Genomic DNA, 26,398 nt, shown 5'->3' on the forward strand with positions numbered 1-26,398 from the left:
CTGCTCCCGCCGACTCCACCGCCCCCGCCGATCTTGCGGACTTCGTCGCCGAAGTCCCCGCCGACTCCACTGTCCCCGCCGACTCCACCGTCTCCGCTGCTCCCGCCGACGTTGCCCCTGACGTCCCCGGCGTCCCCGCCGACTTCGCCCCTGACGTCCCCGGCATCCCCGCCGACTTCGCCGCCGCCGATCCTGCCGCTGCCCCCACTGGTCCCGCCGCTCGCGCGGGCCTCGCCACCACCGCGGGAGTCGCTGACCTCGCCACCCCCGCCGGAGTCGCTGACCTTGCCGACCTCGCCGCCCCCGATGGTCCCGCAGGTCACCCGGTCGCCGCAGCCGGCGCACCGAGACCGCCGGACCAGGCCGGGCCGTCCGGCGACCGAAGTGCCGCCCACCCACCCGGGCACGCCATGGAGCCGACCACCGCCGACGAGCCGGGGGCCATGGGCGCCCGCTCCCCGGAAGCAGCCGATCTCGCGCGCCGGCCGGCGCCGCCGCATGAGGCCGCCGGAACGCCCGAGACAGGCACGGAGCCCGGAGGCGCTATGACGGGCGGCGCGGTGCCCGGAGGCGCCACGACGAGGGGCGCGGTGCCCGGAGGCGCCACGACGGGCGGCGCGGTGCCCGGAGGTGCCATGACGGGCGGCGCGGTCGGCGGAAGGGCCGGGAGGGACGGTGGGGTCGGAGGGGAGCGCAAGACGTACGGCACGGACGGCGGGGTCGGTGGGGAGTTCAGGAAGGACGGCGCGGTCTGGGCGCTGGTCTTCGCGGGGCGGGCCGCCCACGTGCCCGACGCCAAGGGCCTGCGCGACCTGCACACCCTGCTGAGCCGCCCCGGCGACGACGTGCCCGCCGTACGCTTGCTCGACCCGCAGGGTGGCGAGGTGGTCGTGGCGGCCCGCCGGATGGGCGGCGACGACGTGCTCGACGAGCGGGCCAAGACCAGCTACCGGCGCCGCCTGGCCCAGCTCGACGAGGAGATCGACCGGGCTGTCGAGCTGGGCGACGACCGGCGGGCGGCCGAGTCCGACCGGGAGCGGGCCGCGCTGCTGGAGGAGTTGCGGGCCGCGGCCGGTCTGGGCGGGCGCACGCGGCGCCTGGGCGACGAGGCGGAGCGGGCCCGCAAGACCGTCACCGCACGGATCCGCGACACGCTGCGCAAGCTCGACCACGCCCACCCAGAGCTGGCCGCCCACCTGCGCGCCACCGTCTCGACGGGCTCCACCTGCCGATACCAGCCTGACGACGCCATCCCCTGGCGCCTCTGAACACACCGCCCTCGGCCGCGGCGATCGCGGGAAGGCACCGGAGGTGGCCGGGCCGTCGCGGGTGCGGCTTGACGTCCCGACCGAGCCGCATACCGCGCTTGTTCGCGCCTGTCCGTGATTGTACGATCACACCAGGTGCCCGCGGTGAAGGAGAACACCGGGATGGGAAAGCACGAAGACCCCAGCAGTCCCAAAGGTGCACCGTTCAAAGCCGACCCCAGCAAGGCCACGCCCGACGGCCACCGCAAACCGAAGGGGAAGCACGCGGACGACAAGGGCAAGGGCGGCAAGAAGTAGTGGAGGAGGCCGTCGCCCTGCACGTCGAGCGGCTGATCGAGCACATCGGCGGCTTCGACGACATTCAGGGTTTCGTCATCGAGGCCATCCGCGCGGTGCCCCGCCATCGGTTCATCCCCGATGTGGCGCTGGCCGCGCCCGGCGATCCCGCGCAGCCGTTCGTCATCGATCGGGAGGCCGACCCCGGCACCTGGTGGGACACGGTCTACTCCCACTGTCCCATCGTCACTCAGCTCGACGACGGTGCCACCGGCATCAGGGCAGGGGCGGGCGCGTACACCTCCTCATCGTCCGCGCCGAGCACGGTCGCGCATCTGCTGCAGCTTCTCGATCCGGAGCCTGACGACAGGGTGCTGGAGGTGGGCGCCGGCACGGGCTGGACCGCGGCGCTGCTCGCTCACCTGGCCGGTCCGTACGGCAGCGTGACGACGATCGAGATCGACGAGGTCGTGGCGGAACGTGCGGCCGAGAACCTCGCCGTGGCCGGGGCGCACGCGCAGGTGGTCGCCGGAGACGGGGCGAACGGCTTACCGGGGCGGGCACCCTACGATCGCGTCCACGTCACCTGTGGCGTGCGTACGATCCCTTACCCCTGGATCGAGCAGTGCCGCCCGGGAGGGGTGGTCGTCGCCCCCTACTGCCCGGGCTTCGGCGACGACCATGCGCTGCGGCTGGTGAGGATGCCGGACGGCACCGCGATGGGCCGCTTTCCCGGTCATGCCTCCTACATGATGATGCGCTCCCAGCGGCCGGGGCCGTGCGCCGCCGATGACGGCAGCGGTCTGAGCCGCCCCACGGAGGTGCACCCGCGGACCATCGGGCTCGCACCGCCTGGCGCGGATCTGGCCATGGCGGCCATCACCGGCCTGTACGCGCACATCTCTCGTGAGGAGCACAGATTCCTGACGTACGTGGTCGACCCGGCCGATCCCGGCCGGTGGGCGGTCGCCGTCCATCGGCGCGGCGAAGCCGAGCACACCGTCTACCAGATGGGCGACCGCCCGCTGTGGGATGAGGTGACCGAGGCCTATTTCCGGTGGATCGGCTGGGGCGAGCCCGGACGTGACCGGTTCGGGATGACGGTGACCCGGGACGGGCAGCACATCTGGCTGGACACGCCCGATCATGTGATCGGTGGATAGAAACGCTCGCTTGTCCCTGACCCTCGCGCGATGCGGTAGCGATCAGAGTGAGGCGATGATGCCGACCCTGCGCAAGGGCGCCGTCGTCAGCGGCGCGCCTTTGATCGAGCGGGTCATCGGTGTGCCCGTCCGCGCCGTTGCGTGTTGTGACGCCCTTCGCGCTCGGCCGTACCCTCTCACTTGCGGTTGTAGAGGCGCATCGTCAGCGTGCCGAACACGGCGATGAGCAGCACCGACGCCACCAGGACCCACGTGAGCTCCCCCAGGTCGGGGGTGCCCGCCATCAGCGACCGTACGGACGCCACCAGGTGGGTGATCGGGTTGGCGTTGACGAACACCTGCAGCCACCCCGGCATCGTGGCCGGCTGGACGTACACGTTGCTCAGGAAGGTCAGCGGCATCAGCACCAGCATGCTGATGCCCATCACCGACTTCTCGCTGCGCAGCATCAGCCCGAACATCGTCCAGATCCACGAGAAGGCGAACGAGAAGCCGAGCAGCAGGAGGATCCCGCCCACCGCTCCGGCCAGACCGCCCTGCGGGCGGAACCCGAGCACCAGCCCCACCAGGAGGATGACCGTCGAGGCCATCGTGTAGCGCAGGATGTCGCCCAGCAGATAGCCGATCATGGTGGAGGGGCGCCAGATGGGGAGGGTGCGGAACCGGTCGAAGACGCCTTTCTCGATGTCCTTGTTGACCTCCACGCCGGTGTACATGGTGATCATCACGACGCTGGTCACCATGATGCCCGGCAGCAGGTACTGCAGGTATTCGGTAGGGGAGCCGGCCAGCGCGCCGCCGAACAGGTAGGTGAACATCAGCGTCATCATGAGCGGGAACGCGGTCACGTCGAACAGCTGCTCGGGCACGTGTTTGATCTTCAGCATGGCCCGCCAGCCGAACGTCATGGACGCCGACCACGCGCTCGGCCGCGGCGGTTTCGCCCCCGGCGCCAGTACGGTGCCGAGGATCTCGGCCGCGGGCGCGTAGGTGGTGGTGGTCTCGGTGGCGGTGCTCATGCTGCCTCCTCGGTGGCGGGGTGGTCGGTGAGGGCGAGGAAGACCTCGTCCAGGCTGGGCTGGCCGAGGGAGAAGTCGTCGACGACGATGCCGGTCTCGGCGAGGCGGGCGAGGGCGCGCGAGGCCTGCTCGGCTGCGGCCGCCTCGCGCCCGTTGCCGGTGATGCGCGCTGTGAGCGCCACCGGGTCGGCGTCGAGGTAGACGGTCGCGTCCAGCGCCTCGGCCAGCACGCGTTCGGCGTCGGGCCGGGTGGCCGGGTCGCGCAGCCGTACGTGGACCGCGCCCGCGCCGACGGAGGACTTCAGCTCTCCTGGTGTGCCCTCGGCGATGAGCTTGCCCTGGTCGATGACCGCGATGCGGTTCGCCAGCCGGTCGGCCTCCTCAAGGTACTGGGTGGTGAGCAGTACGGTGGTGCCGTGGGCGACGACGATGCGGACGATGTCCCAGACCTGGTTGCGGCTGCGCGGGTCGAGGCCGGTCGTGGGCTCGTCGAGGAAGAGCAGTTCGGGGGTGTTGAGGATGCTGGCGGCGATGTCGATGCGCCGCCGCATGCCACCGGAGTAGGTCTTGACCTGCCGTCCTGCGGCCTCCGTCAGCCCGAACGCCTCCAGCAGCTGCGCCGCCCGCTCCTTGGCGGCCGGTCTGCGGTGGCCGAGGAGGCGGCCGAGCAGGATCAGGTTCTCGGCGCCGGTCATCTCCTCGTCCACGGACGCGTACTGGCCGGTCAGGCTCACCCGGCTGCGTACGGCGTCGGCCTCGCGCACCACGTCGTGCCCGAACACGGTAGCCTCACCGCCGTCGGGTCGCAGCAGCGTCGCCAGCATGCGTACCGCCGTGGTCTTGCCCGCGCCGTTGGGGCCCAGCACGCCGTACACGGCGCCGGCCGGCACGGCGAGGTCGAGGCCGTCCACGGCGCGCGTGTCGCCGAAGACCTTGACCAGGCCGGAGGTCTGTATCGCCAGATCAGGCATGGTGTTCCTTTCCGCTGTGTTCATGAGACGTACGGCTGGGCGCGCCTGCCCCGGCGCAGCGTCGTGCCCCACCAGGTGAGCTGGTCGAGCATGGCTCCGACGGCCCTGAGGCGGTCGTCGGTGTCGCGCGGCGCGCAGCCGTCGAAGTCGCCGCCGAGCAGGTCGAGACCTACCCAGTCGCGCATGGTCACCGCGTGGAGGGCGCAGAAGACCGTGCGGAGCTGCTCGACGGCGTAGAAGCCGGCGGAGCCCGAGCCGTAGGACACGAACCCGACCGGCTTGGCCTGCCACTCGTCGTAGGCGAAGTCGATCGCCTGCTTGAGCGGGGCGGGGAAGCTGCGGTTGTACTCGGGGGTGACGACGACGAACGCGTCGGCGGCGCCGATGGCTCCGGCGAAGCGGCGCATGGCCGGCGTCGCCTGCGCCGGATAGCGCCCGGGGAACGCGTAGCCGGCCAGGTCGAGCACTTCGACGGCGAGCTCCTCGCGGTGGCGGGCCCGCTCGGCGAACCAGAGGGCGACCGTGTCGCAGGCGCGGCCGGCTCGGGTGCTGCCGATGATGACCGCGACCCGCAGCGGGGTGCTCGCCATGTGCCGCCTCCTTGCCGCGCCTGTCCTTCACCCTTGAGGCGCTAGGCGGGCCGCTAGATCGGATCTAGCGGGACGGGCACGGGCGCCGGGGACGTCAGCCGGCGGGCTTGATGGTGTAGCCGACCCCGCGCACGGTGTGGATCATCGGCTGGCGCCGGGCGTCGACCTTGCGGCGCAGGTACGAGATGTACAGCTCGACGACGTTGCCCTGGCCGCCGAAGTCGTAGGCCCACACCCGGTTGAGGATCCGCGCCTTGCTGAGCACTCGCCCGGGATGGTGCATGAGGAACCTGAGCAGCTCGAACTCGGTGGGCGACAACTTGATCTCCACGCCCGCCCGCCGTACCTCGCGGGTTCTCTGGTCGAGCGTGAGGTCGCCGACCACGAGCGCGGGCCGGCGTACGGCCTCCGACTGCACGTGCATGCTCGTGACGATGGCGTCCGTGGATGAGAGTTCGATGATGACGCCTTGGGAATCTGCTGTGAACGGCAGGGCGCCCGGCCATGTCGCGGATGGCCTGCCGGGGCGTTGACCAGGGCGTTGTTCACCGTACTGTCCGAAATGAGCTTTCATCTTTGCCGCTGGACGCTCTAGTGTGGCGTCGTGACCACTCAAGTGATCTTGCTGAATGGCGGGTCGAGCTCGGGGAAGTCCGGCATCGTCCGGTGCCTGCAGGCGGTCCTGCCGGACCCATGGCTCGCTCTCGGGGTCGACACCCTGGTGGACGCGATGCCCGCTGCCGTGCGGGGGTCGGAGTCCGGGATCGAGTTCGCTCCGGACGGTGCCGTGAACGTCGGGCCGGAATTCATGGCTCTGGACACGGCGTGGACGGAGGGCGTCGCCGCCATGGCCCGTGCGGGTGCTCGGATCATCATCGACGACGTCTTCCTCGGTGGAGCGGGATCTCAGGAGCGCTGGCAGAAGGCTCTCGCCGGGCTGGACGTGTTGTGGGTCGGCGTCAGGTGCGAGAGCGCGGTCGCGGCCGGCCGCGAGATCGCAAGGGGGGACCGGCCCCGGGGAATGGCCGCCCTGCAGGCGGAAGTGGTCCACCAGGGCGTGACCTATGACCTGGAGGTCGACACCACCCGCACCGAGTCCCTGGACTGCGCGCGGGTCATCGCCGCCCGCGTCGGCTGAAAAGGGCACCGCGGACGGGATCGCCGCGGCCGCCGGGCCAGAGGTTCCAGGCCACTGAGGGCAACCTGGGGAAGACACAGATAGCCCCAGAGTGATCGAGTTGTTACTCATAGTTACTATGGGTCGGGTTGGTGCACGTATGCAGCGTGCAGCCGCGGATCACTCCAGGGGGCTGAAATGACCGATGACACCCGGGCCGAGAAGATAGAGATCGACGCTGAGGAGACGGCGGCGGGCGGCGAGGCCACGCTGCTGCACTCCCAGGACGACCCGGCGGCCTCGGCGGCGGTCGACGAGGCGGTGGCGTCAGAGCTGCTGGAAGACGCCTCCGCCCGCACCGCGGCCGAGGCCAGGCGGGAGAGCGAGAGCCAGATCGCCGCACTCGCCGCTCACGACCAGGAGCGCGTACGCGGGCTCCAGCGCGACCTCCGCGCCATGGGCGCGGAGGTCTGGCCGGTGGCCAGGTGGTGGGGTTTCGAGATCCACCTCAACGAGAGCGCGGCCCTGCTGGCCTCCGAGATCGCCCAACCGGCGGGGGAGATCTCGGGCGCCGTGCTGGGCTCCTGGCTCGCCCGGATCGTCGAGCGCTCGGTGCGGGACAAAGCCGCCTGGATCGCCTCGGCCGCCCGGCCGTACGGGGTCCGGCTGGTCTCGCCGTGGACCGCGCCCGCCATGCTCGTCCCCGCCCGCGACGACGACAGGCCCGGCGGCGACGCCCAGCTCTACTGGGCGATGCACGAGCCGGACGAGGGGTGGAGCGACGACCAGCCGTTCGTCGACCACTTCAGCGTGTCGGGGCCGGCCCTCGCGGAGTTCCAGGACCGCCTCTACCTGGCACACCGCGGCGGCGACGGCGACTCCAGCCTGTGGTGGACGGTCTACGACGCCGAGGAGGGCTGGAGCGAGGACCAGCGGTTCCCCGAGCACTTCAGTGACTCGGGGCCGGCGCTGGCCGCGTACGACGGGCAGCTCTACTGTGTGCACCGGGGCGCGGGCGACCACGCGTTGTGGTGGGCCCGCTGGGACGGCACCCGCTGGACCCCCGACCAGAAGCTGCCCGACCACGCCAGCTCCGCCGCCCCCGCGCTGGCCGCGTACGACGGGCAACTCCACTGCGTGCACCGGGGCAGCGGTGACGACGCGTCGTTGTGGTGGACGCGGTGGGACGGCTCCGCATGGAGCCCCGGTCAGCGGCTGCCCGGCCATTCCAGCCGGTCGAACCCGGCGCTGGCCGTCTACCAGGGCCACCTCTACTGCGTGCACCGCGGGGCGGGCGAGGACTCGTCGTTGTGGTGGACGCGGTGGGACGGCGCCGAGTGGAGCCCCGACCAGAAGCTCCCCCGCCACCACGCCGCGGAGGGCCCGTCGCTGACCGTCTACAAGGACCGGCTCTACTGCGTGCACCGCGGCGACGCCGACCAGAGCCTCTGGTGGACCAGCTTCAACGGCTCCGGCTGGAGCATCGACCAGCGGCTGCCCGGCCACCACAGCGGCGAGGGCCCGGCCGTCATCGCCTACCGCGACAAGAACGCAACCCGCGACCAGCTCATGTGCGTGCACAGGGGCCGCCGCTGAAACACCGGGTGCCGGCCCGAGCCGGCACCCGGTGCGCGGGTCACCACCCCGCGAGCTGCTCCAGGAACCACTCGACCAGGGTCGGGGACACGCTGCTGTGCGCCGTGTTGCCGAGGTCGCAGCAGAACGCGTCCAGGAACGTCTCGTCCTTGGGCAGGTCGCTGAGGTCGCGGTAGAGCTCGGCCTGCCACTGGAAGGGGTCCCTGGCCAGGGCGACGGCGCTGACCACGGGGACGAAGCAGCCGGCGCGCAGGGCGTCGTCGATCGGCAGGCCCATCGCGTCGGCGACCCGGCCCCACGAGTCGAGCGTGCCGCCAGGAGCGCCGTCGAACGCGGCCACGTGGCTGGTGGCGCTCGTCCACACCGGCCCGCCGAACCGGACCGTGCCGACGTTCTGCAACTCGCCCATGTCCTGCTGGATCCTGGCGGTGAGCTGCAGGGAGTCGTGGCGCAGGTCGAAGACCGGCGTGCCGGGAGGCAGGACGGGGCCCGTGCCGTTGCCGATCCCGTTGGCCAGGCCCAGCTTGTACGGGCGCATCGGGAACCAGCCGACCCGGCGCAGGTCGTCGAGGAAGTCGGTGCGGAGCGTGCTGGCGGTGGTGACGGGGCCCGAGTAGTTCTCGTTCTCGACCCAGGCCCACAGCAGCTGCTGCGCGGCCGGGCTGCGGATCAGGTCGGCCTGGCCCGGCCCGTCGGACACCGGCTGGATCGACTCGTGCAGGTAGGCCAGCTGCTGGAGCACCAGCGGGATCCACGCGCCGAGGTGTGGCGTGTCGTAGGAGAAGTACTTGTCCGTCTGGTGGTCGAGGCGCTCGCTCTCCATGCGCGCCAGCGCGTACCTGGTGATCATGCCGCCCATGCTGACGCCGCCGACGACCAGCGGATCGTCGCCCCGCCGCTCCTCGATGGCGCGCAGGACGCAGGTGACGGCCACGGCGGCGTTGGCCTGGATGTACGTGTGCCGCTCGTCGAAGCCGAGCAGCACCACGTCGATGCCCATCATCCTGAGCTGGTCGAGGAACCCGGGGACGTTCTTCTGGTAGGGGGCGTTGAGGTGCAGCCAGAGGGCGTCGAGGTCGCTCGGCCCGTAGTTGAAGCCGTCGGCGATGATCAGCGGCCGTGACAGCGCCGTGTGCCCCTCCGCCAGGTGCACGGCGGCCCGGCCGGTGGCCGTGTGACCCTGGTGCGGCTTGTCGCCCACCAGGTCCCAGACGAGGTCGGCCCTGGGCGCCTGGCCGTCGCGCGCGGGCGGCGTGGCGAACCAGACCCCCTGACGTCCGAGCGCGTCCGCGATGCGCTGGACCTGGTCAGTGGAGAGAGTGCCCTCGATCCCCTGTGCCTTGGTCTCGACGTCGATTCTCGGTTCCTGGGACATGTGCTCGATCCTCTCGCTCAAAGCGAAGCCCGCTGGGCCACTGGCCTCACCCTACGGTCACTCTTGGTGATATATCGAGCACATAAGGTAGTGGCGCGACTTGTCCGTAGCTCCCCTGGTTTCACCTTCTCCAGGGGGGTAAGCGCACTGCTGAGGCCGGAGCCGGGCACACGCGCGGTGACGGCCGCCAAGCACTGTCGGCGAGGAGCCGCGATGTCACTCATCGATCCGGAATGCGTCCGCCAACTGCTGGACTCGCGCCACCAGGACGCGACGCTCGTCTACGTCCGCGGCGACTGCGTCGTGCTCCCGGCCGCCGAGGTGGACGACGCCCACCGGGGCCTGGTCATCGCCAGCCGTGACGAGGTGGCGGCCCAGTTCCCTGACGACGGCCCCACCGACCAGACGTTGGAGGCGGTGGCGACCCGGCTGGACAACATCGTCAGAGACCTGGGCGCCTGACGCGGACGTGCCCGCCCGCTTCCGGGGAAGCGGACGGGCCCGGGAAGCGGACGGGCCCGGGAAGCGGACGGGCCCGGGAAGCGGACGGGCACGGCGCGACGGATCATTCGCACAGGGCGCGGTCCAGCGCGGTCTCGATGTTCTTGACGGTCTTCATGTCGGCGGGGAGCGCGGTGGTGGCGATGGTGGCCGCCCGCCCGTCCTCGGTGGCGGCGTTGCTCGTGGCGTAGCCGGGGGCGGAGCCGCCGTGCGACCAGGCGACGCCGCCGCAGCTCAGCGTGAAGGTGGCGATGCCGAGCCCGTAGCGGGCCTTGCCCGTGGTGTCGAACTGCGGGGCGGCGACGGTCTTCTTCATCTGCTCGAGCTGCTCGGGCTCCAGCAGCCTGCCGTCCAGCAGCCCGAGCATGAACCGGTTGAGGTCGCTCGGCGTGGAGATCAGCTGGCCGGCGGCCCAGGCCATGGACGGGTCCATCGTGGAGACGTCGGTGTACGGCTCGCCGGGCTTCGTCCGCCAGTAGCCCTTGGGGTGCGGCCCGCGGATCCTCTGGTCACCCAGGCCCGGCCAGTACGTCTTCTTCAGGCCCAGCGGCTTGATGACGCGCCGGGTGATCTCCTCGCCGATGGGCCGGCCGGTGACCTGCTGGACGATGAGCCCGGCGAGCACGTAGCCGGTGTTGCTGTAGCTCCAGCGGCCGACGGGCGTGCCCTTCTGCGTCCTGGCCGCCTGGACCAGTTCGTACGGCTCGTAGTGGCGGTGCTGGATGTCGAAGTAGTCCTTGAGCAGCACGCCGTCGTAGTCGGGCAGGCCGGCGGTGTGCTGCAGCAGCCGGCGTACCGTGATCTTCCTGCCGTCGCCGGCCTTGCCGCGGAGCAGCCCGGGCAGGTACTTCTCGACCTTCGCGTCCAGCTTGACCTTGCCCTCGCCGACCAGCTGGAGAACGACCACGGCGGTGAACATCTTGGTGTTGCTGGCGATGCGCACGCGGCCGTCCACGGGCACCTTGGCCTCGGTTTTCAGGTCGGCCACGCCCGCGGTGTAGTGCCGTGTGCGCCCGTCGCGCCCGCGCACCGCCGCCAGGGCGGCGGGGAACCCGCCGTCGGTGACCAGCGCGTCGAGCCTGCGCTGCAGGGTCGACGACGGCTCGGCCGCGCTCGCCGGGGCGGCCGCCAGCGTGCCGGCCAGCGCCAGCCCGGCCAGTCCCGCCAGCGTACGCTGGGTGGTGACGCGCAGATCGATCATGGGGAACGCCTCCTGCTCACGGCTCTCTGTGATGCCCTCAAGCATGTCGGCGAGCCGGTCCCTTGATCGATCCCACGTGCTGGAGTCCGGTGGTACAGCCAGCACTACGCCGAGTGCCGCGCGCCGCTCTCGAGGTAGTGCAGGACGGCGGCCACCCGGCGGTCCGTGCGGTCCGTGGGCGCCAGGTCGAGCTTGGCGAAGATGCTGCGGATGTGCTTGTGCACGGCGCCGTCGGTGACGAAGAGCCGCTCGGCGATGGCGGCGTTGCCGAGGCCCTCGGCCATCAGCGACAGCACGTCGCGCTCGCGGGGGCTGAGCCGTTCCAGCCGGTTGCCGGGGCGGGTGCGGGTGAGGAGCTGCGCGACGACCTCCGGATCGATGGCCGTGCCGCCGTCCGCCACCCGGTGCAGCGCGGTCAGGAACTCCTGCACCCGTCCCACCCGCTCCTTCAGCATGTAGCCCAGCCGGGCGCTGCCGTGGGCGAGCAGCTCGGTGGCGAAGGCCTGCTCGACGTACGCCGACAACACGAGCACCGCCAGGCCCGGCTGCCGGCGCCGGGCCTCGACGGCGGCCCTGATGCCCTCGTCGGTGTGGGTGGGCGGCATCCGCACGTCGACGATGGCCGTGTCGGGCCTGTGGGTGTCCACCGCCTCCAGGAAGCCGTCGGGGTCGGCGGTGGTGGCCACGACGTCGAGCGCCTCGGCGCGCAACAGCAGCGCGAGACCCTCGCGCAGCAACGGGTCATCCTCGGCGATCACAATCCGCATGGCAAACTCACATTCAGGGTGGTCGGCCCACCTGGGGGGCTGGTCAGCGCAAACGTTCCGTCGTGCGCTTCTGTACGGTGGCGGATCCCGGCGAGGCCGGACCCGGATCGTTCCCCGGCTCCGCCGCGGCCGTCGTCGACGATCGTCAGCCAGAGCCGGCTGTCCCGCTGGCGGACGGTGACGGTGGCGCGGCCCGCCCCGCTGTGCCGGGCGACGTTGTTCAGCGCCTCGGCCACCACGAAATAGGCCGTGGCCTCGACGGACACGGCGCAGCGGCGGGGGAGGTCGGCGTCGATCCCGCAGGGCACCGGGCTGGCCGCCGCCAGACCCGTCAGCGCGTCGGACAGGCTGCGGTCTTCGAGCACCGGCGGCAGGATGCTGCGCACGACCCCGCGCAGTTCGGCGAGTGCCTGCTCGGCGGCGCCCTGGGCGTTCTCGAGCATGGCCTCGGCGGTCGCCGGGTCGCGGGCCACCGCGCGGCGGGCGGCGCCGAGCATGACGGTGACGGCGACGATCCGGTTCTGGGTGCCGTCGTGCAGCAGTCGTTCGATCCGCCGCAGTTCGGCGGCGTGCGCGTCCACCGCCGCCGCGCGGGTCGCGGTGAGCTGGGCGACCCGCAGCGCCAGGTCCACCCCCGGGCCGGCGGCCAGCAGCCGGCGGCCCGGCCACGCCTGTAACCGCGGGATGACCGGGACGAGCAGCAGGGTGAGGACGATCCACCCCAAGCCCATCACGGCGATCACGAAGGTGTCGGGCAGGCCGTTCACCTCCAGCAAGCCCATGCCCGGGCCGCCGGTCTCGCCCGGCGGCATGAGGTGCCACCACAGGGGATAGGTGATGTCACGCGCGGCGTAGAGCGGGAGGGTGATGCCGATCAGGCCGAGCACCAGCCCGAAGCTCCCGTGCGTGAGCGCCCAGGCCAGCTCGCGCCGGGTGACCGGCTGCTTGAGAGCGGCCCGCAGCCCCGACGGCAGCGGCTCGGGGGCGATGATCTCCGGGCCCCAGCGGGACAGCCGCGCCCGCTCGCGGTCGGCGATGGCGCGCAACACCCGCAGCGCGGTGGGCAACACGAGGAGGCCGACGCCGACCAGGCAGGCCAGCGCGCTGACGATCACCCCGAGCAGGGCGATCAGCACCAGCACCGCCGTGCCGAACCCGCCGGCCAGATATTCGAGCCCGTCAAGGGTGGCGCGGCCGCGAACGATCGGGTCCCATGGACGGACCGGCTTCTCACCCCCAGTGGGGTCGTTGACCGGCATTCCCCGCACCTCCCGCTCAGACGATAGGCCATCGTCAGAGGGCTGGTGGAGATCGCCGGGGGAAGAGTACAGCCTGCTGTACCCCCGGTGTCCCGGTGGCGGGATCGCCGATGACGGCGACGCTCCGTAGCTTCGACGGCATGACGACCACGACGAGTGAGGAGCACACCATGACCGACTCCGACATCGCCGCCCGCGGCAGGATGACCCTGCCCGTTCTCTGGTCGCTGCTGGGTGTCAGCGCCGTGTGCAACATGGTGACGTCCACGATCGGCGTCAATCCTCTTGTCGGGATCGGCTTCGGCCTGCTCACGCTGGCGCTGGGAGGCGGGTTGATCGCCCAGTACCGCAAGGACCGCCGCCGGTGACGCACCACCGGGGCACCGCCCGCCCCGGTGGAGCGTACGGGCTGGCTCTGCCGGGGGAGGCGGATCCCCCGGCGGAGGGAGCCCCCGGAGAGCTGTCGCCGACAGGCTGACGGGCATGAACAGAACCATCGCACTCGCCACGCCGCTAGCCGCTCTCGCCCTGCTGGCCACCCCCGCCGGGGCCGTCTCGGAGGCCGCGGCCGTCGAGGCGCCCGTGTACTCGCTGCGCGGCAGCGCCTCAGGGACGCTGCCCGAGTCGTTCGGCCAGTGGGCCGGGGAGAAGGTGCGCTTCGCCATCGACGCCACGAGTGACGGGACCAAGACGCGGGGCACCTTCGACGTGTTCCACGCGGGCAAGCCCGGCGAGCCGACCGTGGGCGACTTCGAGGGCAAGATCAGTTGCCTGGTCGCGGCCGACGGCATCGCGGTTGCCACCGGCGTCATCAGCAAGGGTTACGTCAAGCTCGGCGACAAGCCGGCCATGGACGTGACCGGCAAGAAGGTCTCCTTCACCGTGCACGACAAGGGGCGCCGCGACACCATGTTCTGGATGTGGGAGTTCCTGGGCGCGCCGGTCAACGCCTGCCAGGGCACGGTGCCGATGTTCGAACCGTCGAAGAGCAGTTTCAAGGTCAAGGGCTGAGTGGTCCACTGGATCGACCCCGAACCGGTCTATGTGCGTGGTCCGATGGCCGCCTAGCCTCGGCCGTATGACGATGCAGAGCAGGTCGGGAACGGTATTGACGACCCTGGACCACCAGGTCCCGCCGTTCATCCCGCAGGGGGCGGAGATGATGACGGCGAAGGTCGAGTTGCCGCCGGGTGACCCGGGCACGCCGCCGCACCGGCACTCCGGGCCGGTCTTCGGCTACATGCTCGAAGGAGAGATGATTTTCGAGCTGGAGGGTGAGCCGGAACGGGTGATCAGGGCCGGTGAGGCGTTCTGGGAGCCCGGCGGAGACGTGATCCACTACCAGGCGGCCAACAACCTGAAGGACGCCTGGACCCGGTTCGTGGTGGTGATGGCCGGCGTGCCGGGTGAGCCGATGCTCACGCTCGTGGACGAAGGCGAGCTCGCGGCCCGCCGCGACCGCCGCGCGCCCAGGCCCGCGGAGGCATGATCATGCACGTCTTCCTGGCGGGCGCCACCGGCGTGCTCGGCCGCCACATCGTGCCGCGGCTGCTCGCCGCGGGCCACCGGGTCACGGCGCTGACCAGAGGCCGGCGACCGGTGCCGGACGGCGCCGCCGCCGTGCGCGGCGACGTCCTCGACGCGCGCGGCCTCGCCCTGGCGGTCCGCGAGGCCGCCCCCGACGTGCTCATGCACCAGCTGACCGACCTGAGCGGCGGCGACCCCGCCGCGAACGCCGACCTCCGCAAGCTCGGCACCCGCAACATGGTCGACGCCGCGCTGGCCGCCGGCGTGCGCCGCATCGTGGCGCAGAGCATCGCCTGGATGTACGAACCCGGTGACACCCCCGCACAGGAGCAGACCCCGCTCGACGTCGACGCCGAGGGCCTGCGGCGGGTCAGCGGCGACGGTGTGGTGGCGCTGGAGGACACGGTCCGCGAGCTGCCCGAATGGGTGGTGCTGAGATACGGCCTGCTGTACGGCCCCGGCACCTTCTACGAGCCCGGCGGGTCGATGGCCGGGCAGGCCCGGCAGGGCGCTCTCGTGGCGGGCCGCGACGTCAGCAGCTTCGTCGAGACCGGCGACGCCGCGACGGCCGCCGTACAGGCACTCGACTGGCCGACCGGGGCGGTGAACATCTGCGACGACCAGCCCGCGCCCGCCGCCGACTGGCTGCCCGCCTTCTGCCAGGCCGTCGGCGCCCCGCCGCCGCCCCGCTCGGACGCCCCGAGGAACCCGGCGGCGCGGGGCGCGGACAACCACTACGCCCGCAAGCACCTGGGCTGGGCGCCCGCCCATCCCTCATGGCGCGACGGTTTCGCCCAGGTGATGTCCCGAACGGGCTGATCCTGGCGCCGCCGGTACGCCTCGGACCACGGGGTCACGGTCGACCCGGCCGCGTGACCCCGGTCCGGCGGCGTGGCTCCCTGCCACCACCACGGATCGGTCGCGAGCCTGTCGGGCCCCACCCGAGCGTCCGCCACGTGATCCGATGAGGCCGGGCGGGCGCGGTGGGCGGTCGTGCCGATGGCGTCGGGCGGGCGCGGTCGGATGGTTACGCCGACGAGGCGGTGAGCGCGCAGAGGGCCTCCAGGGCGCGGCGCCAGTCGTGCCGGGGCGGGGCGGCGTAGCCGATGAGCAGCGCGGCGGGCCGGTCGCCGGACGGCTCGTACCAGTAGCCGGCCGCGTTCAGGCCTTGGAGACGTACGCCTGCCCGCCGCCCCGCCTCGATCAGCCGCCGTTCCCGCTCGGCCGAGGGGAGGGGCAGCAGCGCGTGCAGGCCCGCGGCCACTCCCGGCAGCGGTGACGGGAGCCGTTGTGCCAGCTCCGTACGGCGCCGCCGGTAGACCAGGCGCGAGCGGCGGATGTGCCGGTCGTACTCGCCCCGCTCGATCAGGTCGGCGAAGGCCAGTTGCGTCACGGACGGAACCGCCGCACCGGTGTCCTCGACGGCCCTGATCACCGGCTCGCGCAGCGACGGTGGCACGATCAGCCAGCCGAGCCGCATCCCCGGAGCCAGGGCCTTGCTGGCGCTGCCCGCGTAGACGACCCGGTCGGGCGCCAGCGCCTGCAGGGCACCGACCGGGTGGTGGTCGTAGCGGAACTCCCCGTCGTAGTCGTCCTCGATCAGGTAGCCGTCGGCGTGCCGCGCCCAGCCGGCGAACGCCACCCGCCGCTCGGGCGCCAGCACCACGCCCAGGGGGTGCTGGTGTGCGGGGGTGAGCAGCGCGGCCGCGCATCGTACGGGCAGTCCCGCCGGGTCGGCGCCGCCCGCGTCGACGGCGAGCGGCACCGTCTCCAGCCCCGCGGCCCGCACCAGCTCGCGGTGGCGCGGGAGCCCGGGGTCCTCGGTGGCGATCCGCGTGCCGCCGAGGCCGCGCAGGGCCCGGGCGAGCAGCGCCAGCCCGGAGGAGAACCCGCCGACCACGATCACGGAGTCGGCGCCGGCCCGCACGCCGCGGGCCCGCCCGGCGTAACCGGCGATCGCCTGCCGCAGCACCGGCAGCCCGGCAGGGTCGCCGTAGTCCAGGTCATGGGAGGGCGCGGTGGCCAGCGCCCGGCGCACGGCCGACGCCCACGCCGTACGCGGGAACGACCCGACGTCGGGCCGGCCGGGACGCAGGTCCACCGACCAGAACCCGTCGCCGGGCTCCGCCTTCCGGCCCTTCCCGGCTCCGGCGACCGCGGGTTCCGCCTCTCGGCCCCTCCCGGCGCCGGCGACCGCCTTCTCGCCCGGTTCCGCGATCGGCGCGGGGGGCGTCGCGACCGAGGTGCCCGATCCCGGCGCACCGGTCAGCCAGCCTTCGGCGATCAGCTGGGTGTAGGCCTGGACGACGGTGCCCCGCGAGATGCCCAGATCGGCGGCGAGGCTCCGGCTGCCCGGCAGCCGGGTGCCGGGCGGCAGCCGGCCCGAGCGCACCCCGTCGCGCAGCGCCGACTCCAGCGACCGCCCGAGCGCGCCCGGCCCGCGGCGCCCGTCGCGGCGCCCGTCGAGCTGCCCGTCCAGATGCAGGTCGAGATGCAGGTCGAGCCCGCCAGGCTGCTCCGCCACGCCGCCTCCATGCCCCCTGTCATGCCACGTGAACGACGTGATGGATGGTACGCGTCCCCGTGCCGGCGCTCAGGAGCCGGGCCGCGCGCCGTCGTCACGGGCGGAACACGGCCCTGACGCAGCCTTCCTGCTTCTTCTTGAACAGCTCGTAGCCCCTGGGCCCGTCCTCCAGCCGCATGGGATGGGTGAGCAGGGGTGAGGCGTCGATCTCGCCCTTGCTCATCCGGTCGAGGATCATCGGGATGTAGCGGTGGCCGTGCTGCTGGCCGCCGCGGAGCGTCAGGCCCTTGTTCATGACCGCGCCCATCGGGAACTTGTCGACCACGCCGAGGAAGACGCCCAGCACGGAGACGACGCCGCCCTTGCGGCAGGCATGGATGGCCTGGCGCAGCGAGATCCCGCGGTCGGTCTGCAGGCGCAGGGCGTGCTTGACCCGGTCGTAGGCGTACTGGGCGCCGGTGCCGTGGCTCTCCATGCCGACGGCCTCGATGCACACGTCGGGACCGCGTCCGCCGGTCAGTTCCTTGAGCGCCTCCAGCACGTCGGTCTCGCCGTAGTTCAGGATCTCCGCGCCCATCTCGGCGGCCATGTCCAGCCGCTCGGGGAACCGGTCGATGACGATCACCCGGTCGGCCCCCACGCGCAGGGACGCCAGGGCCGCCATCTGGCCGACGCCGCCGCAGCCCCAAACCGCTACCACGTCACCGGGCCCCACTTCACCGAGGTCGGCGCCCATCCACCCGGTGGGTACGGCGTCCGAGGCGAACACGGCGCTCGCGTCCGGCACGTTCTCCGGCACGGGGAAGGCGTTGACGTCCGCGTACGGCACGCGTACGTATTCGGCGTGGCTGCCCGCGAAGCCGCCCAGCGCGTGGGAGTAGCCGAAGATGCCCGCCGAGGCGTGTCCGTTCGCCGTCTCCAGGAAGCCGGGGTTGGGGTTGGAGTTGTCGCACAGCGACCACAACCCCTCCTTGCAGTAGTGGCAGCGCCCGCAGCCGATGATCGAGCACACGGTCACCCGTTCGCCGACGCGCCGCTCGCGCACGTCGGGGCCGGTCTCGACCACCTCGCCGACGAACTCGTGCCCGAGCACGTCGCCGGCCATCATCGTGGGCACGTAGCCGTCCAGCAGGTGCAGGTCGGACCCGCACGTGGAGCTCGCGGTGACCTTGACCACGGCGTCCTGCCGGTTGAGCAGCCCGGGATCGGGGACGTCCTCGACCGACACCTCGTTCACGCCCGTCCAGCACAGTGCTCTCATCGCGTGCCCTTCCTCGTGAGATGCCGGAACGCCGGCGTGCCCACGCGGCCGAGCGCGGTGCGGTGGCCCTCGGGCTGCCGGTCGACCAGGAGCACCTCCCCGGTTTCGAGCAGTTGCTTCAGCTTGCGTACGCGGTCGCGCGTCTCCCCGTCGGCCTCGCGTACCGCGATCTCGCTGCCCCGGCCGCCGGGGGCGGGGCTGATGCGGACCTCGTGCCGTTCGGCGATGCGCGCCAGTTCGTCGGGCCGGTCGGGGCCGGTCAGCCGGGCGGGGTCCGTCTCGACCGTGACGGCGAACCATCCGTCCGGGTTGGGCGGCGCGGAGCGTGCCGCGCGCACGATCGCCATCCCGGCCACCGCCGCCGCTCCGGCCAGGAGCACGGCCGTGCGCCTGCCGTGCCGCCGAGGGCTGCGGGCAGGAAGTTTCGCGCGGGCCCGGGCGGCCCGCTGTGTGCTGGACGCTTTCATGCTCCGCGGCTGCCCGGGGTCGCCCCCGGCAAACCGGCCCGGCGTACGGACCTGATCGGCAGCACCGGCTGGTCGCGGGTCCACGTATCAGCGTATGTCGTACCCATAATTGGGTATTCTATACGCAGTGATGCCGCGGACGCCGGCGATATCCGTCGAATGCGGCGGTGAGCGGCCCCCGCTACGGTGAGCACATGCGCGTTGAGCAGGGGAGCGGCGCACCGGAGGTCCGGCCGGCGCCGCAGTGGCGCCCCGGTGGGAGGAGAGGGCGATGACCGGCGGCAGCCGCAAGGGGGCAGGGCCGCCCACGGGCGCCGAATGGCTCTGGGGAGATCGGCAGCGTGCCCCCAGGGGCCCCAAGCCGGTGCTGCGCCTCGACCGGATCGTGGCCGAGGCGATCGCCATCGCCGACGAGGAGGGGCTGGCAGCGCTGTCCATGCAGCGGCTCGCCGCCCGGCTCGGCTCGGGCACCATGTCGCTCTACCGCCACGTCTCCACGAAGGACGACCTCGTCAGCCTGATGCTGGACACCGCGATCGGCCCTCCTGCGGCGGAGCCGGCCGAGCCCGTGCACTGGCGGGCCGCGATCGAGCGGTGGGCCGGCGACACCCGCGACATCTTCCTGCGCCACCCGTGGGCGCTCGCGCTGGTGACGACCCCGCGCGTCATGGGGCCGAACGAGACCGCCCGCCTCGAGAGCGCCGTGGCCGCCATGTCGGGCACCGGCCTGCCACCCCGCGACGTGCTGAACTCCGTGCTCCTCGTCAACGGCTACGTCCGCGGCGCCGTCCAGCCGTCCGTCGACCACCAGGACCCCTCCTTCGGCCACGAGCTGATCAGTCGGGCGCAGGACCGGTTCCCCCACCTGAACGCCGTGCTGAGCCACCTCGCCGGCCAGGGCAAGCCGGCCGAGGGGTTCGAGTTCGGCCTGCAACGCGTGCTCGACGGCATCGAGGCCTATCTCGAACGAGGCTGACGGTCCCGCGCGCGGCCTCTCACGAGGACGACCGGACGCCGTCGAGGACGATCCGGGTGAGCTTGGTGACCAGCGCGCACGACACGGGCGGCGCCTCGAAACCGTCGTCCGCGTCCTTCAGCTCCAGCTTTCCGCTGGAGAGGCCGACGGTCACGTAGTGCGCGTCGTTCCTCCTGCTGTTCGTGGCCCGCCGCAGCTCCACGGAGTTCCGGCAGGACTTGGAGACCTGGTGGTCGGACCTGGAGTTGAGCGTGTAGAGGCCGTTCATGGTGAGCCGCCGGTTCTTGACCTCCGCGGTCGACTCGCCGCCGGTCTGGCGCTCGTGGAAGGCCAAGCTGGAGGCGAGCGTGAGCTTCTGGTTCTTCGCCTTGTTCGCCAGCTCGAGATCGCAACTGTACGGGCCGGAATAGCGCACGTCGACGAGCTTGTACGAGCCGCCGATCGCGGCGAGCAGGTCGTCCTTGCGCGCGCACGGGTCCTTGCCCATGATGCCCACCGCCCGGCCCTTCCGCGGCGGCAGCTCCAGGATCTTGTCCATGACCGCGCCGAGATACTGCTTGGCGGCGGCGCAGCGCTGCGGCCACTCCTGGCTCTCCTTGCCCTGGGGCGGGGTCTTCAACAGGTCGAGGGCGAGCGCGCTGCCCTCCACGCCCTCATAAGGCACCTTGTAATGGCAGCTGCGATGGCTCGCGCTGTCGGTGGAATATTCCTCGCGGTAGATCGTGCGCCCGTCGAGCTCCTCCTGCTCGGCGTCTTCCGCGTCGTCCTGCTCGAAGTGCGCGTGCAGATCGATTTTGAAGCTGTAAACGCTCTTGGAGGCATCGGAGTGTCCGGTCAGGTACTGGCATTCGGTGATGCCGGACCCGCGCACGGTGAGCTGCTCAGGGCCGTACTTCTTCAGCATGGCGTGCGGCACGAGATCGCAGGGGTCGGCCGCTCGTACCCGCTTGAAGTGCGCGAACAGGGGGCCGTCTCCGGCAAGGGGGTCGTTCTTCGGCTGGAGGGGCTCCTCGCTCGGGCTCTGCTCCCGGGTCTGGGCCGGGGGGTCGTCGCCCGGCCGCTCCGCCCTCCGCTGGGAGCCGGGATCGACGACGCCGCAGCCGCTCAATACAACGGCGGAGGCGAGCACGGCGGCAAGTGTTGGTACGCCTTTACTGTAATATTTCGAATTTATTTGAAATGTTGTCGAATTCATAGCGGGACGTCACGGTACAGCAAAGGGGTTCACCACTCCAAGCCGGCCGCGACGCGGGTCGGGCGCGGCCCGGAGAGCATAGGAGGGGCGCGCCGAGGCGATGATCATTTCGGTGCCTTGATGATCGTGTATGGTCCCGGGTCGGCGAAGAGAGCGAAACGCATGCCCCGTATCCGGGCAATGGCGGTGTGTCGCCCGCTCGCTCCGAAATATGGTGTTTGAGGCCGCCTGCGTGGCAGGATTGCCGGTGGGCGGCCCGGGGTGATGTGCCGAATTAGGAGCATATATGTCGACTGCTCGCGAGATGAGCGATCCGACCGATATTCCTGACAGGGATTCTCTGCAGCCTGGGCCCACGGCGCTGCGCATATTGGTGGGGACACAGTTGCGCCGGCTGCGGGAGTCGCGCAGGATCAGCCGCGAAAAGGCGGGATATACCATCCGCGGCTCCCATTCCAAGATCAGCCGGATGGAGGGCGGGCGCAGCAGTTTCAAGCTGCGCGACGTGGCCGACCTGCTCACCCTGTACGGCGTGGCCGACGACACCGAACGCCAGGCCCTGCTGGTCCTGGCCGAGCAGGCCAACGCGCCGGGCTGGTGGCAGGACTACCGCGACATGATCCCCGACTGGTTCGAGGCCTACCTCGGGCTGGAGCAGGACGCGGCGCTGATCCGTACGCACGAGATCCAGTTCGTCCCCGGCCTGCTCCAGACCGAGGACTACGCCCGCGCGGTCTTCGTGCAGGGCCACAAGGACGAGCCCGCCGAGCTGATCGAGCACCGCGTCGAGCTGCGCATGCGCCGCCAGCGCATCCTGTCCGAGCCCGCGTCGCACAAGCTGTGGGTGATCCTGGACGAGGCCGCGCTGCACCGCCGCGTCGGGGGCGGGACGGTCATGCGCGACCAGCTCCGCCACCTCGTCGAGCAGGCCGAGCTGCCGCACGTCACCGTGCAGGTGGTCCCGTTCAGCTTCGAGGGCGTGGCCGGCGGCGTCGGCCCCGTCACCATCCTGCGCTTCGCCCAGGCGGAGCTGGACGACGTGGTCTACCTCGAACACCTCGCCGGCGCGCAGTACCTCACCAAGGACTCCGAGGTCCGCCCCTACCAGCACCTGATGAACGAGCTCAGCGTGCAGGCGCCGCCGCCGTCGGCGACCCCGGAGATCCTGCGTCAGATCATGGTCACGATGTAGCCGCTGCGCGGCTCACTTGCGGCCCGCTGTGGGCTCACCGCTTGCGGGCCACGCCGCACAGCGCGTCGACCTCCTCCAGCGGGGCGAGCGGGTCGGGGTCGGGACGCCACAGCGGCAGGGACACCACGCCGGGCTCGACGAGGTCCATGCCGTCGAAGAACGCGGCGAACCGCTCGGGGGTGCGCAGGTTGTAGGGGACGCCGCCGCCCGAGTTGTAGTCGTCCTGTGCCTGGTCGAGCGCCTCGCCGGTGACCAGGTTGACGCCGTCCCAGAGGGCGAGGTAGCTGCCGGACGGCAGGGCGTCGACCAGCCTCCGCACGATGTCGTGGGCCCCCTCCTCGTCGGTGACGTAACCGACGATGCCCATCAGCATGAGCGCGACGGGCCGGTCGAGGTCGAGTGTCCTGGCGGCGGCGGAGATGATCGCCCCCGGGTCGCGCAGGTCGGCGTGGACGTAGTCGGTGGCGCCTTCCGGCGTGCCGACCAGGAGGGCGCGGGCGTGCGCGAGCACCAGGGGATCGTTGTCGACGTAGACGACGCGGCAGGACGGGTCGGCCCGCTGGGCGACCTCGTGGGTGTTGTCCACCGTGGGCAGCCCGGTGCCGATGTCGAGGAACTGGCGCACGCCCGCCTCGTGGACCAGATGGCGCACGATGCGGGCGAGCAGGTGCCGGGACAGGCGGGCGATGTGCACGATATCGGGGAACGTCTGGCTGAACTGGTCGCCGGCCACACGGTCGACGTCGTAATAGTCCTTGCCGCCGAGCCAGTAGTTCCACATCCGGGCGGCGTGCGGCACGGACGCGTCGATGCCGGACGCGGGCACGGGACCGGTGGGAGGGGGTTCACCTGTCATGAGGGGCTTGTCTCCTTCCGGAGGGCCTGCGGGGATCTCAACCTAGCGTCCCGTCCGCTCCGAAAGTAGATCATGAACAGAACAGCGGCGCCGCCGAAGACGGCCGGCGCCGCACGATCCTCTCGCCGCCGGTCAGTCGGCGACGATCCGTTCGCCGTTGCTCAGGCTGGTGAACAGGCGCTCCCACTGCGGCATCACGACCTGCGGGGTGTACGCGTGGGCGACCTCGGCGGCGGCGGCGCCCAGCCGCCGGCGCAGCGCGGAGTCGCCCATCACCCGCCTGAGCGCCGCCGACAACGCCTCAATGTCGCGCGGCGGCACCAGCACGCCGTCCACGTCGTGCGTCAGCACGTCACCGGGGCCCGTCGGGCAGTCGAAGGCGACGATGGGCAGGGCGTGACCCATCGCCTCGATCATCGCCATCGGCAGGCCCTCGATCCGCGAGCTCAATGCGTACACCGACGCCTGCGACAGCTCCTCGTGGATGCGGTCGCTGCGGCCCATCAGCCGGATCCGGTCGCCCAGGTCGTGTTCGTTGAGCCGCTGCTGCAGCCGGTCCTTGGACGGGCCCGTGCCGAAGATGCGCAGCCGCCAGTCGGGGAACTCGGGCGCGATCGCGGCGTAGGCCTTGATGAGCATGTCGAAGCCCTTTTGAGGCACCAGCCGGCCGACGGCGATCACCACCGGGCGGGTCAGATCCGAGTGCTTGCGACCCTCCATGTCGACCGCGTTCGGGATGCGCACGACCGGGGTGCCGGGCAGCAGCGGCCGGTATTCCTTGACGCTGGTCTCCGTCAGCACCGTCACCGCGTCGAAACGGCCGTAGTGCTTGGTGATCTCTTCGCGTACCGCCGGATGGTAGGAGCCCAGGTTCATGTGCTCCTGCGCGACCCTGATCACCTTGCGCGAGCCGCGGCGCGCGGAGATGAGGTTGAGCGCGGGCCGGGTGGTGACCAGGATGCCGCCCTCCAGCCCGGACACGTAGTCCATGACCGCGCCCTCGACCCGCTCCGTGAAGTATTCGGCGGCGAACTCGCCGTACGGCACGATCTTGCCGCGGGCACGCCGCCACACCTTGCGGGCCAGCGAGTCGGCGGCGACGCCGTCACGCTGGTCCACCAGGGCCCACACCCGCACCCGCTCGTCGATGGCGAACTGCGGACTGCTCCGCCGGCGGACGACGCTGACGATCTCGACGTCGTGACCCGCCTGTGCCATCGCGTTGGCCTGGTTGACCACCGTCCGGATGGTCCCGCCCATGCCGTACGCGTGCAGCAGCATGTATCGGATCTTCACGGTAGGTACTCCCACGTCCGGCACATGGCGTGCAACACCTCAGGAATCTCCGCCGGCGCGGGCAGTTCGCGGCCCTTCTGCACGGTGCCCGAACGGATCTTGTCCTTCCAGTCGCCGAGGCCCTTGGTCACCACGTCGGGCGTGCCGTAGGAGAGCAGCTCGGGCGCCCAGGCGATGCCGAGGAAGTCGCAGATCAGGCGGCTGATCTTCTCCGGGTCGGCGGTCAGCTCCTCGTAGCGCACGGTCAGGCCGGGCAGCGCCTTCCTGGCACGCTCCACCGCCTTCATGTACCGCAACGCGTCGGCCGCCGCTTCGTCCGGCGTGCGTTTGCCGGGGCTGGCCTCGTACCAGGACGTCGCGATCGAGGCGGGGTGGCGCAGCAGGAACACGAACCGGGCATCCGGCCAGCACGCGGCGATCCGCTCGTAGGCGAAGGCGTTGGCCGGCGTCTTGTCCACGATGTACCGCTTCCCGCTGCGGACCAGCTCGCGGTGGAGCACCCGGTCCCACAGCAGGTGCTCGATGTCGGCACGGTTGTGCCCGAGCGCCTCCATCGCCTTCTCGGCCAGGGTCGTGCCGAAGTCCACGCTCAACCGGCGTACGTGCAGCTCGTGGGGGGCGTGCAGGTCCGGGTGCGCGTTGAGCATCGACCGCAACAACGTCGAGCCGGACCGGACGGGGGAGATCACGAACACCGGGGCCTCGAGCAGGCGATCGCGGGGGTCGGTCGGCGGCCTGAAAGAAGTGTCGGGGGCGGCCATTCTGGGCCGCTCGACGACCTTCTTCGCATTCTCCGCTTTTCCTACCCGTTCGATCCGGAATCCTGCGTACTTGGCCAGCGCGCTGTTGAACGTACGCTGCCACATCATGGTGGGCGAGGTTACCTGCCCTTTCTGTGGATTACCTGAAAATCATCGCCGAACTCGATCGTGACTGATGAACACGCCATCGCACGGCAAGAAATGACCATGTGTCACGCCAAGAACACGCGATGCAAACCGTATGTAGAGGAAACATCACGGCTATTACCCGTGCCCATTTTCCCGTCGTTCCCGCGGGTGCCTCCCGGGTTGGGTAGATGCTCCAGCATGAAAGAGCACACGGTGCACTGAGGGCGCCATGGGAGCCATCGAGCGGGCCGCGAGAGAGCTGCGGCGCAAGGCCGAGCAGACCCCCGCCCACCGCGACCGCCACGTCGACCTCCTGCGTGCCGTCGCGATCGCGGCCGTGGTGACCGGGCACTGGCTGGTGCTCTCGGTCAGCTACGACGGCGGCCTGCACGGGGTCAACGTCCTGGACGTCGTGCCGTGGACCCGGCCGCTGACCTGGTTGTTCCAGGTCATGCCGATCTTCTTCCTGGTCGGCGGCTACGCCAACGCCGCCTCGCTCGCCGCCCACCGCCGCGACGGCGGCGGCGCCACCGGGTGGACGCTGCGCCGTACCGACCGGCTGGTGCGGCCCACCACCATGCTGCTGGCGGTGCTCACGGCCGCCGGCCTGGCCGCCGGGGTCGCGGGGGTGGGTCCCGAACTGGTCGGCATGGGGGTCTGGCTGGCGGGGATCCCGCTGTGGTTCCTGGTGGCGTACCTGTCGGCGGTGGTCCTGACGCCGGTGATGCACGCGCTGCACCGCAGGTACGGGCTGGCCGTGCCCATCGTGCTGGCCGCCCTCGTCGCGGCGGGCGACATGGGGCGGCTGGTGCCGTGGCTCCCGTACAGCGGGGCGGGCAACTACCTGTTCGCCTGGCTGGCGGTGCACCAGCTCGGCTTCGCCTGGCAGGACGGGCGCCTGTCCGCCCGCCCGGCCGTCGCGCTGCCCCTGGCCATGTCCGGGCTGGCCGCCCTCGTGGGGCTCACCGTGTTCGGCCCCTATCCGATCAGCATGGTCGCCGTACAGCGGGGCGGGCAACTACCTGTTCGCCTGGCTGGCGGTGCACCAGCTCGGCTTCGCCTGGCAGGACGGGCGCCTGTCCGCCCGCCCGGCCGTCGCGCTGCCCCTGGC

27 protein-coding genes and 1 pseudogene are annotated in these 26,398 nt (G+C 71.5%); 13 read left to right on the forward strand and 15 right to left on the reverse strand.

Annotated features, from left to right (window positions below):
- The 3 genes and pseudogenes from E1292_RS55185 to E1292_RS36090 form a co-directional block, all read left to right on the forward strand.
- Positions 1 to 1,268 (forward strand): annotated as a pseudogene (locus tag E1292_RS55185) (hypothetical protein); the annotation flags it as partial.
- A 162-nt stretch (positions 1,269 to 1,430) separates the two neighbouring features.
- Positions 1,431 to 1,565, forward strand: coding sequence for a hypothetical protein (locus E1292_RS55190; protein WP_281284116.1), 135 nt, complete (start codon positions 1,431 to 1,433; stop codon positions 1,563 to 1,565).
- On the forward strand, positions 1,565 to 2,707 hold the full coding sequence (locus E1292_RS36090) for a methyltransferase domain-containing protein (RefSeq protein WP_165974922.1): 1,143 nt from the start codon (positions 1,565 to 1,567) through the stop codon (positions 2,705 to 2,707). Before E1292_RS55190 ends, E1292_RS36090 begins: the two co-directional genes overlap by 1 nt.
- A 176-nt stretch (positions 2,708 to 2,883) precedes the next feature.
- Here E1292_RS36090 and E1292_RS36095 read toward each other — a convergent pair whose 3' ends face one another.
- From E1292_RS36095 to E1292_RS54340, 4 genes are all read right to left on the reverse strand, one after another.
- Positions 2,884 to 3,726 carry an ABC transporter permease gene (locus E1292_RS36095; protein ID WP_132601805.1) on the reverse strand — a complete coding sequence of 281 codons (843 nt, stop codon included), beginning with the start codon at positions 3,724 to 3,726 and terminating at the stop codon, positions 2,884 to 2,886.
- Positions 3,723 to 4,697 carry an ATP-binding cassette domain-containing protein gene (locus E1292_RS36100; protein WP_132601807.1) on the reverse strand — a complete coding sequence of 325 codons (975 nt, stop codon included), beginning with the start codon at positions 4,695 to 4,697 and terminating at the stop codon, positions 3,723 to 3,725. The genes E1292_RS36095 and E1292_RS36100 overlap by 4 nt, the downstream gene beginning before the upstream one ends.
- A gap of 20 nt (positions 4,698 to 4,717) precedes the next feature.
- Positions 4,718 to 5,287 carry an NADPH-dependent FMN reductase gene (locus E1292_RS36105; RefSeq protein WP_132601809.1) on the reverse strand — a complete coding sequence of 190 codons (570 nt, stop codon included), beginning with the start codon at positions 5,285 to 5,287 and terminating at the stop codon, positions 4,718 to 4,720.
- A 94-nt stretch (positions 5,288 to 5,381) separates the two neighbouring features.
- Positions 5,382 to 5,711 carry a winged helix-turn-helix domain-containing protein gene (locus E1292_RS54340; protein ID WP_281284117.1) on the reverse strand — a complete coding sequence of 110 codons (330 nt, stop codon included), beginning with the start codon at positions 5,709 to 5,711 and terminating at the stop codon, positions 5,382 to 5,384.
- Positions 5,712 to 5,891: 180 nt separating this feature from the next.
- Here E1292_RS54340 and cpt point away from each other — a divergent pair, with 180 nt between their 5' ends.
- Both cpt and E1292_RS36120 read left to right on the forward strand, forming a co-directional pair.
- Entirely contained in the window at positions 5,892 to 6,425 is a 534-nt protein-coding gene (gene cpt / locus E1292_RS36115; RefSeq protein WP_246090571.1) for a chloramphenicol phosphotransferase CPT, read from the forward strand.
- A 177-nt stretch (positions 6,426 to 6,602) separates the two neighbouring features.
- The gene (locus E1292_RS36120) at positions 6,603 to 8,000 is read left to right on the forward strand and encodes a PLL family lectin (protein ID WP_132601813.1); all 1,398 of its coding nucleotides are present in this window, start codon (positions 6,603 to 6,605) and stop codon (positions 7,998 to 8,000) included.
- 40 nt (positions 8,001 to 8,040) lie between these two features.
- Here the strand turns inward: E1292_RS36120 and E1292_RS36125 are convergent, their stop codons facing one another.
- A complete protein-coding gene (locus tag E1292_RS36125) occupies positions 8,041 to 9,375 on the reverse strand; it encodes a lipase family protein (RefSeq protein WP_132601815.1) in 1,335 nt (444 codons plus the stop codon).
- Between the two features lie 213 nt (positions 9,376 to 9,588).
- On the opposite strand from E1292_RS36125, the gene E1292_RS36130 reads away from it, so the two are divergent.
- Positions 9,589 to 9,837 carry a hypothetical protein gene (locus E1292_RS36130; protein ID WP_132601817.1) on the forward strand — a complete coding sequence of 83 codons (249 nt, stop codon included), beginning with the start codon at positions 9,589 to 9,591 and terminating at the stop codon, positions 9,835 to 9,837.
- Positions 9,838 to 9,940: 103 nt separating this feature from the next.
- Here E1292_RS36130 and E1292_RS36135 read toward each other — a convergent pair whose 3' ends face one another.
- From E1292_RS36135 to E1292_RS36145, 3 genes are read right to left on the reverse strand one after another with little or no spacing between them, the layout of a single operon-like run.
- A complete protein-coding gene (locus E1292_RS36135) occupies positions 9,941 to 11,122 on the reverse strand; it encodes a serine hydrolase domain-containing protein (protein ID WP_220447228.1) in 1,182 nt (393 codons plus the stop codon).
- Positions 11,123 to 11,181: 59 nt separating this feature from the next.
- On the reverse strand, positions 11,182 to 11,844 hold the full coding sequence (locus E1292_RS36140; protein WP_132601819.1) for a response regulator: 663 nt from the start codon (positions 11,842 to 11,844) through the stop codon (positions 11,182 to 11,184).
- Positions 11,832 to 13,103 carry a sensor histidine kinase gene (locus E1292_RS36145; protein WP_132601820.1) on the reverse strand — a complete coding sequence of 424 codons (1,272 nt, stop codon included), beginning with the start codon at positions 13,101 to 13,103 and terminating at the stop codon, positions 11,832 to 11,834. The genes E1292_RS36140 and E1292_RS36145 overlap by 13 nt, the downstream gene beginning before the upstream one ends.
- 110 nt (positions 13,104 to 13,213) lie before the next feature.
- Between E1292_RS36145 and E1292_RS36150 the strand changes: the two genes are divergently transcribed.
- From E1292_RS36150 to E1292_RS36165, 4 genes are all read left to right on the forward strand, one after another.
- Positions 13,214 to 13,471 carry a hypothetical protein gene (locus E1292_RS36150; RefSeq protein WP_165974923.1) on the forward strand — a complete coding sequence of 86 codons (258 nt, stop codon included), beginning with the start codon at positions 13,214 to 13,216 and terminating at the stop codon, positions 13,469 to 13,471.
- Positions 13,472 to 13,586: 115 nt separating this feature from the next.
- A complete protein-coding gene (locus E1292_RS36155) occupies positions 13,587 to 14,114 on the forward strand; it encodes a hypothetical protein (RefSeq protein WP_132601823.1) in 528 nt (175 codons plus the stop codon).
- A 67-nt stretch (positions 14,115 to 14,181) separates the two neighbouring features.
- Positions 14,182 to 14,592, forward strand: a complete 411-nt coding sequence (locus E1292_RS36160) for a cupin domain-containing protein (RefSeq protein WP_132601825.1) — start codon at positions 14,182 to 14,184, stop codon at positions 14,590 to 14,592.
- A complete protein-coding gene (locus E1292_RS36165) occupies positions 14,589 to 15,449 on the forward strand; it encodes an NAD-dependent epimerase/dehydratase family protein (RefSeq protein ID WP_246090572.1) in 861 nt (286 codons plus the stop codon). The genes E1292_RS36160 and E1292_RS36165 overlap by 4 nt, the downstream gene beginning before the upstream one ends.
- A 208-nt stretch (positions 15,450 to 15,657) precedes the next feature.
- Here the strand turns inward: E1292_RS36165 and pdxR are convergent, their stop codons facing one another.
- From pdxR to E1292_RS36180, 3 genes are all read right to left on the reverse strand, one after another.
- Entirely contained in the window at positions 15,658 to 17,154 is a 1,497-nt protein-coding gene (gene pdxR, locus E1292_RS36170; protein ID WP_132601828.1) for a MocR-like pyridoxine biosynthesis transcription factor PdxR, read from the reverse strand.
- A 94-nt stretch (positions 17,155 to 17,248) separates the two neighbouring features.
- The gene (locus E1292_RS36175) at positions 17,249 to 18,415 is read right to left on the reverse strand and encodes a zinc-dependent alcohol dehydrogenase (RefSeq protein WP_132601831.1); all 1,167 of its coding nucleotides are present in this window, start codon (positions 18,413 to 18,415) and stop codon (positions 17,249 to 17,251) included.
- Positions 18,412 to 18,882 carry a hypothetical protein gene (locus tag E1292_RS36180; RefSeq protein ID WP_132601834.1) on the reverse strand — a complete coding sequence of 157 codons (471 nt, stop codon included), beginning with the start codon at positions 18,880 to 18,882 and terminating at the stop codon, positions 18,412 to 18,414. Before E1292_RS36180 ends, E1292_RS36175 begins: the two co-directional genes overlap by 4 nt.
- A gap of 271 nt (positions 18,883 to 19,153) precedes the next feature.
- Here E1292_RS36180 and E1292_RS36185 point away from each other — a divergent pair, with 271 nt between their 5' ends.
- On the forward strand, positions 19,154 to 19,858 hold the full coding sequence (locus E1292_RS36185) for a TetR/AcrR family transcriptional regulator (RefSeq protein WP_132601837.1): 705 nt from the start codon (positions 19,154 to 19,156) through the stop codon (positions 19,856 to 19,858).
- A gap of 19 nt (positions 19,859 to 19,877) precedes the next feature.
- On the opposite strand, the gene E1292_RS36190 is transcribed toward E1292_RS36185, so the two are convergent.
- A complete protein-coding gene (locus E1292_RS36190; RefSeq protein WP_132601840.1) occupies positions 19,878 to 20,987 on the reverse strand; it encodes a hypothetical protein in 1,110 nt (369 codons plus the stop codon).
- Between the two features lie 352 nt (positions 20,988 to 21,339).
- On the opposite strand from E1292_RS36190, the gene E1292_RS36195 reads away from it, so the two are divergent.
- Entirely contained in the window at positions 21,340 to 22,245 is a 906-nt protein-coding gene (locus tag E1292_RS36195; protein ID WP_246090573.1) for a Sco1979 family transcriptional regulator, read from the forward strand.
- A 34-nt stretch (positions 22,246 to 22,279) separates the two neighbouring features.
- Here E1292_RS36195 and E1292_RS36200 read toward each other — a convergent pair whose 3' ends face one another.
- The 3 genes from E1292_RS36200 to E1292_RS36210 all read right to left on the reverse strand — a co-directional run bounded on the left by E1292_RS36200 (position 22,280) and on the right by E1292_RS36210 (position 25,266).
- The gene (locus tag E1292_RS36200; protein WP_132601843.1) at positions 22,280 to 23,101 is read right to left on the reverse strand and encodes an SAM-dependent methyltransferase; all 822 of its coding nucleotides are present in this window, start codon (positions 23,099 to 23,101) and stop codon (positions 22,280 to 22,282) included.
- A 132-nt stretch (positions 23,102 to 23,233) separates the two neighbouring features.
- Positions 23,234 to 24,397 carry a glycosyltransferase family 4 protein gene (locus E1292_RS36205; RefSeq protein ID WP_132601846.1) on the reverse strand — a complete coding sequence of 388 codons (1,164 nt, stop codon included), beginning with the start codon at positions 24,395 to 24,397 and terminating at the stop codon, positions 23,234 to 23,236.
- Positions 24,394 to 25,266: a sulfotransferase family protein gene (locus E1292_RS36210; RefSeq protein WP_132601849.1), complete on the reverse strand. Its 873-nt coding sequence runs from the start codon at positions 25,264 to 25,266 to the stop codon at positions 24,394 to 24,396. Before E1292_RS36210 ends, E1292_RS36205 begins: the two co-directional genes overlap by 4 nt.
- Before the next feature lie 250 nt (positions 25,267 to 25,516).
- Between E1292_RS36210 and E1292_RS36215 the strand changes: the two genes are divergently transcribed.
- Positions 25,517 to 26,398, forward strand: an 882-nt coding sequence (locus E1292_RS36215) for an acyltransferase family protein (RefSeq protein WP_132601852.1), incomplete at its 3' end; no start/stop codon positions are given.

Source organism: Nonomuraea deserti, from assembly GCF_004348685.1.
In the GTDB taxonomy this organism is placed as follows: domain Bacteria; phylum Actinomycetota; class Actinomycetes; order Streptosporangiales; family Streptosporangiaceae; genus Nonomuraea; species Nonomuraea deserti.

Bases quoted from the DNA above. Each gene is read 5' to 3' on its own strand.
- E1292_RS55190 (WP_281284116.1), top strand. From the start codon at position 1,431: ATGGGAAAGCACGAAGACCCCAGCAGTCCCAAAGGTGCACCGTTCAAA.
- E1292_RS36095 (WP_132601805.1), bottom strand. From the start codon at position 3,726: ATGAGCACCGCCACCGAGACCACCACCACCTACGCGCCCGCGGCCGAG.
- E1292_RS36100 (WP_132601807.1), bottom strand. From the start codon at position 4,697: ATGCCTGATCTGGCGATACAGACCTCCGGCCTGGTCAAGGTCTTCGGC.
- E1292_RS36105 (WP_132601809.1), bottom strand. From the start codon at position 5,287: ATGGCGAGCACCCCGCTGCGGGTCGCGGTCATCATCGGCAGCACCCGA.
- E1292_RS54340 (WP_281284117.1), bottom strand. From the start codon at position 5,711: ATGCACGTGCAGTCGGAGGCCGTACGCCGGCCCGCGCTCGTGGTCGGC.
- E1292_RS36120 (WP_132601813.1), top strand. From the start codon at position 6,603: ATGACCGATGACACCCGGGCCGAGAAGATAGAGATCGACGCTGAGGAG.
- E1292_RS36125 (WP_132601815.1), bottom strand. From the start codon at position 9,375: ATGTCCCAGGAACCGAGAATCGACGTCGAGACCAAGGCACAGGGGATC.
- E1292_RS36130 (WP_132601817.1), top strand. From the start codon at position 9,589: ATGTCACTCATCGATCCGGAATGCGTCCGCCAACTGCTGGACTCGCGC.
- E1292_RS36135 (WP_220447228.1), bottom strand. From the start codon at position 11,122: ATGCTTGAGGGCATCACAGAGAGCCGTGAGCAGGAGGCGTTCCCCATG.
- E1292_RS36140 (WP_132601819.1), bottom strand. From the start codon at position 11,844: ATGCGGATTGTGATCGCCGAGGATGACCCGTTGCTGCGCGAGGGTCTC.
- E1292_RS36145 (WP_132601820.1), bottom strand. From the start codon at position 13,103: ATGCCGGTCAACGACCCCACTGGGGGTGAGAAGCCGGTCCGTCCATGG.
- E1292_RS36150 (WP_165974923.1), top strand. From the start codon at position 13,214: ATGACGGCGACGCTCCGTAGCTTCGACGGCATGACGACCACGACGAGT.
- E1292_RS36155 (WP_132601823.1), top strand. From the start codon at position 13,587: ATGAACAGAACCATCGCACTCGCCACGCCGCTAGCCGCTCTCGCCCTG.
- E1292_RS36160 (WP_132601825.1), top strand. From the start codon at position 14,182: ATGACGATGCAGAGCAGGTCGGGAACGGTATTGACGACCCTGGACCAC.
- E1292_RS36165 (WP_246090572.1), top strand. From the start codon at position 14,589: ATGATCATGCACGTCTTCCTGGCGGGCGCCACCGGCGTGCTCGGCCGC.
- E1292_RS36175 (WP_132601831.1), bottom strand. From the start codon at position 18,415: ATGAGAGCACTGTGCTGGACGGGCGTGAACGAGGTGTCGGTCGAGGAC.
- E1292_RS36180 (WP_132601834.1), bottom strand. From the start codon at position 18,882: ATGAAAGCGTCCAGCACACAGCGGGCCGCCCGGGCCCGCGCGAAACTT.
- E1292_RS36185 (WP_132601837.1), top strand. From the start codon at position 19,154: ATGACCGGCGGCAGCCGCAAGGGGGCAGGGCCGCCCACGGGCGCCGAA.
- E1292_RS36195 (WP_246090573.1), top strand. From the start codon at position 21,340: ATGTCGACTGCTCGCGAGATGAGCGATCCGACCGATATTCCTGACAGG.
- E1292_RS36200 (WP_132601843.1), bottom strand. From the start codon at position 23,101: ATGACAGGTGAACCCCCTCCCACCGGTCCCGTGCCCGCGTCCGGCATC.
- E1292_RS36210 (WP_132601849.1), bottom strand. From the start codon at position 25,266: ATGATGTGGCAGCGTACGTTCAACAGCGCGCTGGCCAAGTACGCAGGA.